Here is a 13,505-nt window from a genome sequence, read left to right as displayed (position 1 = left end):
TTCAGTCGAAATGTGCTTCGACGAAGCCCTGCAGGGCTTTCGCCATATCGGGGTCGTCGGTCAGGGCCCGCGTCATCGTCATCTCGCAGCTCTGGCGTGGGCTGATGCCGGAGCCGATCAGCCGCCCCGCGTAGATCAGCATGCGCGTTGAGATGCCTTCGTCGAGCCCGCGGTGCTTCAGCGCGCGCGACCGATGCGCGATGCTCACCAGCCTGCGCGCCGTTTCCAGCGGAACCGCGGCCTCCTGCGCCACGATGGCGCTCTCGGTCCCGGCCTCGGGATAGTCGAACTCCAGCGCGGCGAAGCGCTGCCGCGTGGAATGCTTCATGTCCTTGCTGCGGCTCTGGTAGCCCGGGTTGTACGACACGACCAGCTGAAAATCGGGGTGCGCCTGCACCACCTCGCCCTTCTTGTCGAGCGCAAGCATGCGCCGCGCATCGGTCAGCGGGTGGATCACGACGGTCGTGTCCTGCCGCGCCTCGACCACTTCGTCGAGGTAGCAGATGCCGCCGTGGCGAACAGCCAGCGTCAGCGGGCCGTCGTGCCAGGCCGTGCCGTCGGCGTCCAGCAGGTAGCGGCCGACCAGGTCGGATGCCGTCATGTCCTCGTTGCACGCGAGCGTGACCAGTGGCCGGTCGAGCTTCCACGCCATGTACTCGATGAAGCGGGTCTTGCCGCAACCCGTCGGGCCCTTCAGGAGCATGGGCATGCGATGGGCGTAGGCCTGTTCGTAAAGCGCGATCTCGTTGCCTGACGGCTTGTAGAAGGGTTCTGCAGACAACCTGTAGCTGTTGATGGAGGCTGACACGGCTTTCCTCTTGGAATGGCAGGGGACGGTGGACGCCTGCCACCGCCCCATGGATCGGTGGGAATCAGCGGTGTTGCGCCGCCTCGTGTGGGATGCCCTCGATCGGGCACTCGGGTGTTCCGGGCGTCGCCCGGGTCAGTCCCTCGACCATCTTGCGGGTGCCCTCGGGATCCTTGATCCACTTGCCGTAGAACTCGTAGGGGCAGCCCGCCACCCCGGCCGCGCCCTCGCCGGAATTGATCTTGCCCGTGTAGCCGCGATGGACCAGCTTGTAGAGGAAGTTGTTCGACTGCTGGTTCTTGCGCGCGTCACGAATGGCGTTCACCGACATCTCGGCGTACTGGATGCCCATTTCCTCGGTACCGCAATCGCCCAGGCTGCGACCGTCGAAGCCGACCAGGGCCGAATGCCCGAAGTACGAATACACGCCGTCAAAGCCGGTCGCGTTGGCCACGGCCACGTAGACGTTGTTCATCCACGCCATCGTGCGCGCGACCATGATCTGCTGTTCCTTGGCGGGGTACATGTAGCCCTGGCAGCGCACGACGAGTTCGGCGCCGCGCATCGCGCAGTCGCGCCAGATCTCGGGGAAGTTCCCGTCGTCGCAGATGATCAGGCTGACCTTCATGCCCTTGGGGCCGTCGGACACATAGGTGCAGTCGCCCGGGTACCAGCCTTCGATCGGCGTCCAAGGCATGATCTTGCGGTATTTCTGGACAAGCTCGCCCTTGTTGTTCATCAGGATCAGCGTGTTGTAAGGCGCCTTGTTCGGGTGCTCTTCATGGCGCTCGCCGGTCAGCGAGAACACGCCCCACACGTTCGCGCGGCGGCAGGCGTCCGCGAAGATCTCGGTCTCGTCGCCCGGAACGGTCGACGCCGTTTCGTACATTTCCTTCGGGTCGTACATGATCCCGTGCGTTGAATACTCCGGAAAGATCACCAGGTCCATGCCCGGCAGGCCCTGCTTCATGCCGACGACCATCTCGCCGATCTTGCGCGCGTTGGCGAGCACCTCGCCCTTCGTGTGAAGGCGGGGCATCTTGTAGTTGACGACGGCCACGCCGACACAATCGTTGCTGCTTCCAATATCTCCGTGTCGCATAACAGACTCCTGGTGGTTGAGGTGAAAGAAGTGGGTGAGAAAGGCCGAGGTCAGATGGTCAGGAACGACTTGACCTTTTCCTGGTCGAGTCGCGCGCGCGCTTCGTCGTGGACGATGCGCCCGCCGTCGATGACCAGAAACCTGTCGGCCAGGTCGAGCGCGAAGCTCAGCACCTGCTCGGACACCACGATCGCGATCTGCCGCTCGACGCGCAGCAGGTTCAGGATGCGCGCGATGTCCTTGATGATTGATGGCTGGATGCCCTCGGTCGGTTCGTCGAGGATCAGCACCTTGGGGTCGGTGACGAGCGCACGGGCAATGGCCAGCATCTGCTGCTGGCCGCCCGACAGGTTGCCGCCGCGGCGAGCCTTCATCTCCGCCAGCACCGGGAAGAAGCGATAGACGTACTCCGGCACCGTGCGCTGCGCGGCGTTCCTGAGGCCGACGAGAATGTTCTCTTCGACGGTGAGCTGCGAGAAGATCATTCGGCCCTGCGGCACGAAGGCCAAGCCCTTGGCGACTCGCTCGTGGCTCGGACTGCCTGCCAGCTCCTGCGACTCGACGCGGATGCTGCCCGAGCGCGATGGGAGCATGCCGATCAGCGACTTGAGCAAGGTGGTCTTGCCCATTCCGTTGCGGCCCATGATGGCCACCGATTCGCAGTTGCCCACACGAAACGAGACATCGCGGATCGCTTGCGATTCCCCATAGAAGACGTTGAGATGGCTGACTTCCAGCATGTCCGCTCCTTCAGTGACCGAGGTAGACGTCAATGACGCGAGGGTCCGACTGCACCTGCGCTGCGCTGCCTTCGCTGAGGAGTCGCCCCTGATGCAGCACGGTGACCTTGCTCGCGATGCGCCGGACGAAATCCATGTCGTGCTCGATGACGATCACGGACTTGCCGCGCGAGATGCGGCGCAGCAGGTCGCCGGTCTGCTCGCGTTCGCGCGGGCTCATGCCCGCGACGGGCTCGTCAAGCAGCAACAGTTCGGGCGCCTGGATCAGGAGCATGCCGATCTCGAGCCACTGCTTCTGGCCGTGACTTAACCGGCCCGCCCTCTGCTGCAGCATCGACTGCAGAAACACCTCCTGCGCCACGGCATGGATGTGGTCGAGCACGTGCGCCTTGCGGCGGAAGAAGATCGAGCCCAGCACATCCTGTCCGCCGGGGATCGAGATCTCGAAGTTTTCCATCACCGTGAGGTCTTCGTAGACCGAGGGCGTCTGGAACTTGCGCCCGACGCCGGCGCGCACGATCTCGTGCTCCGGCAGGCCGACGAGTTCGCGGCCGTTGAAGCGCACGCTGCCGGAGGTGGGACGCGTCTTGCCGCAGATCATGTCCAGCAGCGTGGTCTTGCCCGCTCCGTTCGGGCCGATGATCACGCGCAGCTCGTCGCGGTGGATGGACAGGCTCAGCGCGTCGACCGCCTTGAAGCCGTCGAAGGAGACCGTGAGGTCCTCGACCTGCAGAATCTGCTCCATGGCGGATGAAACGGAAGACACGGTGGGGTTCCCCGAGTTGGAAGTGGACAGCGGCAGCACGGCACTCATGGCGTCACCTTTGCCGCGACGCGGCCCGGGGCCAGGCGCTGGACGACGCCAGCCATGCCCAGCGGCATGAATGCCACCACCGCGATGAAGAGCGCGCCGAGAAAATAGAGCCAGATCTCCGGGAACGCCTCGGACAGGTACGACTTCAGGAAGCCCACCAGCAAGGCGCCCACCACCGCACCCGGGATGGACAGGCGGCCGCCGACGGCCGCAAAGATCACCATCTCGATCGAGGCCACCACGCCCACCGCGGTCGGCGAGATCAAGCCGACCTGGAGGCTGTAGAAGGCGCCGCCGATGCACGACAGGAGGGCCGAGATCGCGAACACGAACGCCTTCATGTGGGCGGTGTTGTAGCCGCTGAAGCGCACGCGGTCCTCCTTGTCCCGAATGGCAATCAGCACCTTGCCGAAGCGGCTTCGCATGAGCGCCACGCAGCACAGCATCGCAACGCCAAGGGCTGCCGCCTCGATGATGTAGAGGGCCTGCTTCGCGTCGTCGCTGACGATGTCCATGCCGAGCAGCGTGCGGAAATCGGTGATGCCATTGGCGCCGCCCGTGTCGCCCTGCTGTCCGACGATGAGGACCGTGCCGGTAAGCGCCAGCGAGAGTGTCACGATCGCGAAGTACACGCCGCCCACGCGCTTCTTGAAGATGGCATAGGCGAACAGATAGGCCACGACCGGCGCGACGCTCAAGATCAGCAGCAGCGTCAGCGGCAGGCTGCGGAAGGGCTGCCACCACCGTGGCAGGTGTTCGATGCTGCTCCACACCATGAAGTCCGGAAGCTCCGGCGCCGAGGCTTCGAGCTTCAGGAACATGGCCATCATGTAGCCGCCGGCACCGAAGAAAAGCCCCTGCCCCAGGCTCAGCACGCCCCCGTAGCCCCAGAGCAGCACGATCCCGAGGGCGACGAACGCAAAGGCCATGTACTTGCCCATGAGGTTCAGGCGGAACGGATCGAGCACCGCGACCATGGCCATCAGCAGCGCGACAACGAGCATCGTGGCACGGGTGTCTGCGGCGCGTAGAAGGGTTCTCATCGCTCAGCTCCTCGACTTGGTTGCGAACAGGCCGTGGGGCCGGAAGTAGAGCACCACGATCACGAGCAGGAGGATCGTGACGCGCGCCATCGAACCGCTCATGAGGTACTCCAGCGTGGTCTGCGACTGCGCGATGGCGAAGCCCGACAGCGCCGTTCCGATCAGGCTTTGCACGCCGCCGAAGACGACGACGATGAACGAGTCCACGATGTAGAGTTGGCCGGTGCCCGGATTCGTCGAGCCGATCATCGTGAACACGCAACCCGCGATGCCGGCCAGCCCGGCGCCGAGCGCGAACGTCAGCGCATCAAGCCGCTGCGTGTCGATGCCCACGGCCTCGCTCATGGCGCGGTTCTGCGTCACCGCCCGGACCTTGAGACCCCAGCGCGTACGGTTCAGGAGGAGATAGACGCCGACAGCGACCGCGATGGTGAGTCCGATGATGAAGATCCGGCTGATCGGCAGCTGGATACCGGCCACCGGCTCCCACGCGCCACTGAGCCATTGCGGCAGCGGCACGCTCACCTCCTGGGCGCCGAAGATCGAGCGATAGGCCTGTTGCAGGATCAGGCTCAGGCCCCAGGTCGCCAGCAGCGTGTCGAGCGGACGGTTGTAGAAGAACCTGACGAAGCCGCGCTCCAGTAAGTACCCGAAGACGTAGGTGACGGCGAAGGCGAGCGCGATCGCGGCGAACAGGTAGACCCCCATCCACTGTGGCGCAAACTTCGAGAACGCCGTCGCCGTCAGGTAGGTCACGTACGAGCCGAGCGCCATCAGCTCGCCGTGCGCCATGTTGATCACGCCCATCAGGCCGAAGACGATCGCCAGCCCGATGGCCATGAGGAGCAGGATCGTGAACAGGCTCACGCCGTTGAAGACCTGCATCACTGCAATGTCGATGTTCATGGAAGACTCCGGTGTCTGGAGGGTGTCCCGCGCGGGCGGTTAGAGCGTGGGGAAGGGGTTCGGCTCGATCAGGCTCGGCGACTCCCAGACGATGTCGAACTGCCCGTTCGCCAGCGCCTTGCCCACGCGCACCGTCTTCCAGACGTGCTGGTTCGTCGCGTGCACACGCACCTTGCCTTCGGGCGCATCGAGCTCGACGCCCGCGCTTGCGGCCAGCACCTTCTCCGGATCGAAGGACTTGGCCTTCTCGACCGCAAGCTTCCACAGGTAGACCGAGTTGTAGGCGACCTCCATCGGGTCACCGATGACGCGATCCTGTCCGTACTTCGCCTTGAAGGCCTTGACGAACTTCTCGTTCGCGGGGTTCTTCACGCTCTGGAAGTAGCCCATGCAGGCGTAGTAGCCGACGGCGTTGTCCTTGCCGATTCCCTCGATCTCGTTCTCCGAGACGACGGTGGACAGGAGCGTCTGCTTCGTGCCGTCGAGCCCTGCCGCGCGCAGCTGCTTGTAGAACGCGACGTTCGAGCCGCCGACGACGGTGCTGTAGATGCAGTCCGGCTTGGCGGCCTTGATCTTGTTGATGATGGAGGAGAACTCGGTATGGCCCAGCGGCGCGTACTCTTCGCCCAGCACCTTGCCGCCCAGCTTGGCGATCGTGGGTTTGGCGATCTTGTTGCAGGTGCGCGGATAGATGTAGTCGGAGCCGACGAGGAAGAAGGTCTTGCCCTTCTCGCGCGCAAGCCACTCGACGGCGGCAACCACCGATTGCGTGGCCTCCTGCGAGGTGTACACCACATGCTTGTCCTGCTCCTGGCCCTCGTAGTAGGTCGGGTAGAAGAGCAGTCCCTTGGCGCGGCTGAGCGCCGGCAGCACCGCCTTGCGCGAAGCCGATGTGTAGCAGCCGACGATCGCCGCGACCTTGTCGCGTTCCAGGAGCTTGCGGGCTTTCTCGGCGAACACCGCGTTCTCGCTCGCACCGTCCTCGACCACCACCTCGATCTTGCGGCCCATCACTCCGCCAGCGGCGTTGATCTCGTCGATGGCCATCTTTTCCGCATCGACCAGCGAGGCCTCGGCGATGGCGATGGTGCCCGAGAGCGAATGCAGCAGGCCGAGCTTGACGCTCTCCTGCGCATTGGCGGCGGCGGTGAACAGCGCGGTGCCCGAGGCAGCGCCAAGAACAAACATGGTGCCGCCTGTCTTGACCAGGTCGCGGCGATTCATTGGGCTCATCAGATCTCTCCTTCAAGGGTTGAGGTGTTTGGGTCTGACGGCTCCACCGCTGGCATCTCGCTCGATTCCTTGAGGCCGAGTTCATCCCTGGGCGCAGCTGCGTCCATTTCGATGAAGGCGTTCCAGAAGCCGAAAAAGCAAAAAGGCCTGACCCGGGGATTAACCGGTTCAGGCCTTGTTGCCTTGCACCTGACTGGCAACACTGGCAGTCGGTGCGAAATGATGAGCGACGAAGTTCTCGTCTGCGAAGAAATTTAGCACGCAGCCTGCCGCTGCGAATAGGGGTTTGCGATAACAAACCCAAGACGACCGGTCTAATTCGGCAGGCTCAGGAGGATCCCACCGAGGGCCGGTCCATGTGCTCGACCATTCCTTTCATTGGAGGAATGGCTGCCGATGCATCTCGGGCAGGGCCGACGTCGCGCGAAACTGCTTGATTTGTTGAGACAGATGGTCTAATAATCGCGCCATGAACTCCACTGCTGTCCTGCCACGCAAACGTGGCCGCCCCGCCAAGGATGAAGGCGACTATCGCGCGACGCGCGAGGCCCTTCTCAATGCCGGCGTGGCGGTGCTGACAGAGAAGGGCTTCTCGGCGACCGGCATCGACGAGATCCTCAAGTCCGTGGGTGTTCCGAAGGGCTCCTTCTATCATTTCTTCGCCAGCAAGGAAGCGTTCGGCGCGGCGCTCATCGCACGCTATGACGAATACTTCGTTCGAAAGCTCGACCGCTTCTTTCTGGACGAAGCCAGGTCTCCGCTGGACCGCATCGATGCCTTCTTCGCCGACGCCGAGCGTGGCATGAAGCGCTTCGGGTTCCGTCGTGGCTGCCTGGTCGGCAACCTGGGCCAGGAGATGGGCACGCTGCCCGAAGCCTTTCGCGCGCAGCTGACCGACGTGCTTCTTGGCTGGCAGCGCCGTACCGCGACGGTCCTCGAACAGGCCCAGCGCGACGGCGAGATCGACAGATCGACGGACTGCACGGAATGGGCCGCATTCCTGTGGACCGGTTGGGAAGGTGCGGTGCTTCGCGCCAAGCTCGAACGCAAGGCCGCACCGCTTCAGATGTTCGCCAGGATTTTTCGCCAAAGCATCGGGGCCTGACCGCCCTTTTTTTTGACTTTCAATAGACGATCGGTCTAATTAAATGAAGACAACAGTCCTTGAACGCAGAAACCGCGCAGGCATGCCATGAGCGTGCAGACCTTCGATTACGTGGTCATCGGGGCGGGCACCGCGGGCTGCCTGCTGGCGAACCGCCTGAGCGCGGACAGCCATCGCGACGTCCTGCTGCTCGAGGCAGGCGGTCCGGACAGCTACCCGTGGATCCACATCCCTGTCGGCTATCTGTACTGCATCGACAACCCGCGCACCGACTGGCGTTTCCGCACTGAGGCATCCCCGGGACTCAATGGTCGCTCGCTGCTGTATCCACGGGGGAAGACCCTGGGCGGATGCTCGAGCATCAACGGAATGATCTACATGCGCGGCCAGGCCCGCGACTATGCGCAATGGGCAGAGGCGACGGGCGACGCTGCGTGGACCTGGGACAACTGCCTGCCCGACTTCCGCGCGCACGAGGACCACTACCGTCTCGATGCATCGAAGGCCGCCCAGTCCGATGACTTGACGGCCTTCAGGGCACTGCATGGTACGGGCGGCGAATGGCGCATTGAGAAACAGAGGCTGCGCTGGGATGTGCTCGATGCGTTCGCCCTCGCCGCGCAGGAGGCCGGCATTCCGGCCACCGAAGATTTCAACGGCGGGGACAACCGCGGCGTCAGCTACTTCGAAGTGAATCAACGTGGCGGATGGCGCTGGAATGCCTCAAAGGCGTTTCTTCGTCCCATTCGCAAGCAGCGCAGGAACCTGGCGGTCTGGACCGGAGCACAGGTTTGCCGTCTGCTGTTCGAGCAGGACGCCGACGGCGTTCGCGTCTGCCGCGGCGTCGAGCTCGTGCAGGGCGGAGAGCGGCGCACCGTGAAGGCGACCCGAGAGGTCGTCCTCAGCGCCGGCGCGATCGGCACGCCGCAGATCCTGCAGCTCTCCGGGATCGGCGATGCCGCCCTGCTCCGGTCGCATGGCGTGCCTGTGGTCGCGCATGTGCCGGGGGTCGGGCGCAACTTGCAGGACCACCTCCAGATACGGTCGGTCTACAAAGTGCAGGGCGCAGCGACCCTCAACACCCAGGCGACCCACCTCCTGGGCAAGGCGAGGATCGCACTCGAGTATGCGTTGAAGCGCAGCGGCCCCATGAGCATGGCGCCTTCGCAGCTGGGCATCTTCACGCACAGCGACGCCTCGCGCGTCCACGCGAACATCCAGTACCACGTGCAGCCGCTGAGCCTGGATGCCTTCGGCCAGCCCTTGCACGACTTCCCTGCGATCACGGCCAGCGTGTGCAACCTCAATCCGACGAGCAGAGGCAGCGTCAGCATCCGAAGCGCCGACTTCGCCGATGCGCCGCGTATCGCGCCCGACTATCTGAGCGCCGAGGAAGACCGCCGGGTTGCCGCCGACTCGCTGCGCGTCACCCGGCGCATCGCAGCACAACCCGCCATGGCCCGCTACCAGCCGCAAGAGTTCAAGCCCGGGCCTCAGTACGAGACCGACGAACAGCTCGCGCGCCTTGCGGGCGATATCGGCACGACGATTTTTCACCCCGTTGGCACCGCGAAGATGGGCAACGCCTCGGACGAGATGGCGGTGGTCGACAGCCACCTGCGCGTGCGCGGTTTCCGGGGCCTGCGCGTGGTCGATGCCAGCGTGATGCCAACCATCACCAGCGGCAACACCAACAGCCCCACGCTGATGATCGCCGAGAAGGCCTCGCGCTGGATCGCCGGTGGGCAATAGACCTCAACAGGAGACGACGAAATGGAAAGATCTTCCACGGACACCGGCCGCAAGGGACCGCTCAACGGCATCACCGTGCTTGACTTCTCACGCGTTCTGGCCGGCCCCTACTGCACGATGATCCTGGCCGATCTCGGCGCGCGGGTCATCAAGATCGAGAAGCTCGGCACCGGCGACGACACCCGCGCCTTCGGCCCCTTTGTGGAGAAGGAGTCGGCCTACTTCATGTGCTTCAACCGAGGCAAGGAAAGCATCGCGCTCGACCTCAAGAGCCCGCGTGACCGGGACCTTCTCGAGCGGATGCTCTTGCAGGCCGACGTGGTCGTCGAGAACTTCCGACCAGGCGTGATGGACCGTCTCGGCTACGGCGCCGAACGACTCGCCCGCACCCATCCACACATCGTCTACGCATCGATCTCCGGCTTCGGGCACACCGGCCCCTACAGCGATCTGCCAGGGTACGACATGGTCGTGCAGGCCATGGGCGGCGTCATGAGTCTGACCGGTTGGCCCGACGCGCCGCCCGCCCGCGTAGGAACGAGTTTCGGCGACCTGAGCGCCGCCCTGTTCGCGGCGGTGGGCATCGTGTCATCCCTTTACAAGCGCACACAGGATGCACAAGGCATGCGGGTCGACATCGGCATGCTCGACTGCCAGGCCGCGCTGATGGAGACGGCCCTGGCACGCTTCGATGTCGAGGGCAAGGTGCCGACCAGAACCGGCGACAGCCATCCATCCCTGGCGCCCTTTGAAACCTTCGCCGCGAAGGACGGCCGCTTCGTCATCGCCGCGGGGAACGATCAGCTCTTCATGCTCATGGCCGACGCGCTCGGCAGCCCGGAGCTTGCGCTCGACGCGCGCTTCCTCAGCAACGACCTGCGCTGCCGCAACCGGCCAGCGATGGTCGCCGCCATCGAGGCCATCACTGGCACGAAGGCCATCGAGCACTGGATCGACCGCCTCAACGAGGCTGGCGTTCCATGCGCGCCCATCAACACCATCGACAGGCTGTTCGGGCATCCGCAACTGTTGGCACGCAACATGATCGTTCAGGTCCAGGGTACGTCGGAGCGCTCCGTGCACACGGCTGGCAATCCCATCAAGCTCAGCGGATTCGAAGACATCGACGTGAACACCCCCATCCGGGCGCCAGGACTGGACGAACACCGCGAGCGCATCCTCGCCGAATTGATGTCGGGGACAGGCGACTACGCGCCGGCCAAGCGTCCTGCAGACGTTCCGTCAGGCGCTATGCATGCCACTCTGAGCGAAACAGCCTGAAGCACCTCTCACCAAACAAGGAGTAGACATGTCCGCCACAGCAACCAAGGCTTCGCCCGCTTTGACCGCCCAGCCGTCCATCGCCAAGACAGACCGCCAACCCGCCGCAGGGAACGCATCCCCGCACGGACCGGTACCGGCACTGTACGAAACGATCCTCGTCGAACGCCGCGAGCGCGTTGGCCTGATCACGCTCAACCGTCCACGCAGCCTGAACGCGCTGAACACAGTGCTGTCGCGCGAGGTGGTCGCGGCACTTCGCGCATTCGATGCAGACGCCAACGTCGGCGCCGTCGTGATCGCCGGAAGCCCGCGTGCTTTTGCGGCCGGCGCGGACATTGCCGAGATGGCCGACAAGACCTTGGCCGAGCTCCAGACGAACGACGTCTTCGCGGCATGGCAGGGCGTGCAGGCCATCACCAAGCCGATCATCGCCGCCGTCAGCGGCTATGCCCTGGGAGGCGGCTGCGAACTCGCGATGATGTGCGACTTCATCATTGCGGCCGACGATGCGCACTTCGGCCAACCCGAGATCAAGCTGGGCATCCTTCCGGGCATCGGTGGCACGCAGCGCCTGACGCGGTCCGTCGGCAAGGCGCTGGCGATGGATCTGATCCTGACCGGCAGGAGCATCAACGCCGCGGAGGCGAAAGCGTCAGGTCTCGTCGCGCGTGTGGTGCCCGCCGCCGAACTCCTGCAGACCGCACTCGAGGCCGCGCACACCATCGCGGGCTACAACGCGCCCGCAGTACGCATGGCCAAGGAAGCCGTGAACCGTGCGCACGAAGTCTCTCTGGCCGAGGGCCTGCTCCACGAGCGGCGCCTGTTCCAGGCCGCGTTCGCCACGGACGGCCAGAAGGAGGGGATGCACGCATTCCTGAGCAAACGCGCGCCGGTGTTTCGTCATCGCTGAACGCCAGTTCGTCCACTCGTCATGAAATGTACTGACATGCCCCGTTCACATGTGCAAAGACGTGGTGCACGCTCGAACACCCGAGAGCACCTGATCCGGGCCGGCCTGGAGTCGGTGCTGGAGAACGGATGGGCAGGCACCAGCGTCGACAAGGTGCTGACCACCGTCGGTGTTCCCAAAGGATCGTTCTATCACTACTTCGGCAGCAAGGACGACTTCGGCTTCGCACTGCTCGAGACGTATCAGGCCTACTTTCTCAGGCGCCTGGAGAGATGCTTCGGCGCGCGGCCAAGTGGGGTCAATCCGAGCTTCACTCACAAGCTCGCGGCGTTTCTCTCGGAATCCACGGTCGGCATGCGTCGATTCCGATGGCGCCGTGGCTGTCTGGTCGGCACGCTGGGGCAGGAGGTTGCCGGCCTCCATGACGGTTTCCGCAAGCGACTGGACGCTTCCATTCGGGACTGGGAGACTCAGCTGGCTGCTTCGATCCGGATGGCGCAGGACGGGGGCGAGGTGCGCGCCAATTTCGACGCGGACCGGCTGGCGCGAAGTTTCTGGGCCGCCTGGGAAGGCGCCGTTCTGCGCGCGCGCCTTGCGCGCACTGCCGCACCTCTGGTGCTCGTCGTCGAAGACTTCGACCAATTGATTCACATCTGAGGAGCAAGCATGTTCAAGGCACTGGTGCTGGACAAGTCGCCCGAGTTCGCCGCGGCAATTCGCGAGGTCGACGATGGATTTCTTCCTCCCGGCGACGTCACGATCGATGTCGACTACTCCACGCTCAACTACAAGGACGCTCTGGCCATCACCAACCGGTCGCCCGTGGTGCGGGAGTGGCCCATGGTGGCCGGAGTCGACGGCGCAGGCACCGTGCGGGAAAGCAGCCACCCGGCCTGGCGGCCCGGCGACCGCGTGGTGCTCAACGGCTTCGGCGTCGGCGAGAAGTACAAGGGCTGCCTGGCGCAGCGCGCGCGCCTCAGCGGAGATTGGCTGGTACGCCTGCCGGAGACCTTCACGACCCGGCAGGCCATGGCGATCGGGACAGCGGGCTATACAGCGATTCTCTGCGTGATGGCACTCGAGCGCCACGGACTCGAGCCGGGAGAGGGCGAGGTGCTGGTGACAGGAGCGACCGGCGGCGTCGGGTCGGTGGCGGTCGCCTTGTTGTCGAAGCTCGGCCACCAAGTCGTTGCAACGACGGGAAAGAGCGCAGAGGCGCCGTATCTGAAGGCGCTGGGGGCGGCGGTGGTGATGGACCGCGCCGAACTCTCGGCCCCGGGCAAGCCTTTGCAGAAGGAGCGCTGGCGCGCGGTCGTCGATGCGGTGGGTAGCCATACGCTGGCCAACGCCTGCGCGCAGACGCGCTACGGCGGCGCCGTCGCGGCCTGTGGCCTTGCACAGGGGGCAGACCTGCCCGCCACAGTGATGCCGTTCATCCTGCGCGGCGTCGCGCTGCTCGGCGTGGACAGCGTGATGGCGCCGCTCGCACTGCGCAACGAAGCGTGGAAACGGCTCGCGCGGGATCTCGATGCGTCGCTGCTCGAGACCATCACGCGCGAGATCACGCTGTCGGATGCCATCGATACCGCCCATGCACTGATGGCGGGCGAGATCAGAGGCCGCATCGTTGTCCGCACGACAGACTGAGGCGCCCCCTCGGTTCATTTCCGCGAAGACTTGGCCTTGACCTCCAGAGAGCCTTCGGCCTACGGTCGGCCTGCCCAAAGCGCCGGACGTCGGGCGGCCCAGGGCATCGACTGCTCGAGCTGCCCGGCCAGTCGTAGCAGCAGGTCTTCACGCGCAAAGCC

Annotated in this window: 14 protein-coding genes; 7 read left to right on the top strand and 7 right to left on the bottom strand. The window is 64.7% G+C overall.

Annotated features, from left to right (window positions below; translation table 11 throughout):
• Window position 1: 1 nt before the first annotated feature.
• From BLS74_RS27965 to urtA, 7 genes are all read right to left on the bottom strand, one after another.
• Window positions 2-808, bottom strand: a complete 807-nt coding sequence (locus BLS74_RS27965) for a CbbQ/NirQ/NorQ/GpvN family protein (RefSeq protein WP_244504039.1) — start codon at window positions 806-808, stop codon at window positions 2-4.
• 64 nt (window positions 809-872) lie between these two features.
• Window positions 873-1,910, bottom strand: coding sequence for an aliphatic amidase (locus BLS74_RS27960; RefSeq protein WP_093110406.1), 1,038 nt, complete (start codon window positions 1,908-1,910; stop codon window positions 873-875).
• A 50-nt stretch (window positions 1,911-1,960) separates the two neighbouring features.
• Window positions 1,961-2,650, bottom strand: a complete 690-nt coding sequence (gene urtE, locus BLS74_RS27955; RefSeq protein WP_093110405.1) for an urea ABC transporter ATP-binding subunit UrtE — start codon at window positions 2,648-2,650, stop codon at window positions 1,961-1,963.
• A 10-nt stretch (window positions 2,651-2,660) separates the two neighbouring features.
• Window positions 2,661-3,395, bottom strand: coding sequence for an urea ABC transporter ATP-binding protein UrtD (urtD, locus tag BLS74_RS27950; RefSeq protein ID WP_093110404.1), 735 nt, complete (start codon window positions 3,393-3,395; stop codon window positions 2,661-2,663).
• A 65-nt stretch (window positions 3,396-3,460) separates the two neighbouring features.
• Window positions 3,461-4,507, bottom strand: coding sequence for an urea ABC transporter permease subunit UrtC (urtC, locus tag BLS74_RS27945; protein ID WP_093110403.1), 1,047 nt, complete (start codon window positions 4,505-4,507; stop codon window positions 3,461-3,463).
• Between the two features lie 3 nt (window positions 4,508-4,510).
• Window positions 4,511-5,413: an urea ABC transporter permease subunit UrtB gene (gene urtB, locus BLS74_RS27940; protein WP_093110402.1), complete on the bottom strand. Its 903-nt coding sequence runs from the start codon at window positions 5,411-5,413 to the stop codon at window positions 4,511-4,513.
• A gap of 39 nt (window positions 5,414-5,452) precedes the next feature.
• Window positions 5,453-6,646: an urea ABC transporter substrate-binding protein gene (gene urtA, locus BLS74_RS27935; RefSeq protein ID WP_093110401.1), complete on the bottom strand. Its 1,194-nt coding sequence runs from the start codon at window positions 6,644-6,646 to the stop codon at window positions 5,453-5,455.
• Window positions 6,647-6,757: 111 nt separating this feature from the next.
• Here urtA and BLS74_RS34600 point away from each other — a divergent pair, with 111 nt between their 5' ends.
• From BLS74_RS34600 to BLS74_RS27905, 7 genes are all read left to right on the top strand, one after another.
• On the top strand, window positions 6,758-6,904 hold the full coding sequence (locus tag BLS74_RS34600; protein WP_170855738.1) for a hypothetical protein: 147 nt from the start codon (window positions 6,758-6,760) through the stop codon (window positions 6,902-6,904).
• Window positions 6,905-7,115: 211 nt separating this feature from the next.
• Complete coding sequence (locus BLS74_RS27930) at window positions 7,116-7,751, top strand: acrylate utilization transcriptional regulator AcuR (RefSeq protein WP_093110400.1); 636 nt, start codon at window positions 7,116-7,118, stop codon at window positions 7,749-7,751.
• A gap of 87 nt (window positions 7,752-7,838) precedes the next feature.
• The gene (locus BLS74_RS27925) at window positions 7,839-9,503 is read left to right on the top strand and encodes a GMC family oxidoreductase (RefSeq protein ID WP_093110399.1); all 1,665 of its coding nucleotides are present in this window, start codon (window positions 7,839-7,841) and stop codon (window positions 9,501-9,503) included.
• Between the two features lie 21 nt (window positions 9,504-9,524).
• A complete protein-coding gene (locus BLS74_RS27920) occupies window positions 9,525-10,784 on the top strand; it encodes a CaiB/BaiF CoA transferase family protein (protein ID WP_093110398.1) in 1,260 nt (419 codons plus the stop codon).
• A 28-nt stretch (window positions 10,785-10,812) separates the two neighbouring features.
• The gene (locus BLS74_RS27915; protein ID WP_093110397.1) at window positions 10,813-11,697 is read left to right on the top strand and encodes an enoyl-CoA hydratase; all 885 of its coding nucleotides are present in this window, start codon (window positions 10,813-10,815) and stop codon (window positions 11,695-11,697) included.
• A gap of 21 nt (window positions 11,698-11,718) precedes the next feature.
• Window positions 11,719-12,354 (top strand): TetR family transcriptional regulator C-terminal domain-containing protein, encoded by a 636-nt coding sequence (locus BLS74_RS27910; RefSeq protein WP_093110396.1) that lies wholly within the window; start codon window positions 11,719-11,721, stop codon window positions 12,352-12,354.
• Window positions 12,355-12,363: 9 nt separating this feature from the next.
• The gene (locus tag BLS74_RS27905) at window positions 12,364-13,344 is read left to right on the top strand and encodes an acrylyl-CoA reductase (NADPH) (RefSeq protein ID WP_093110395.1); all 981 of its coding nucleotides are present in this window, start codon (window positions 12,364-12,366) and stop codon (window positions 13,342-13,344) included.
• Window positions 13,345-13,505: the final 161 nt, after the last annotated feature.

The organism is Variovorax sp. CF079 (assembly GCF_900101545.1).
Taxonomy (GTDB): domain Bacteria; phylum Pseudomonadota; class Gammaproteobacteria; order Burkholderiales; family Burkholderiaceae_C; genus Variovorax.
Note: the sequence above shows the minus strand (reverse complement) of the source record. Positions and strands in the feature narration are given on the sequence as shown.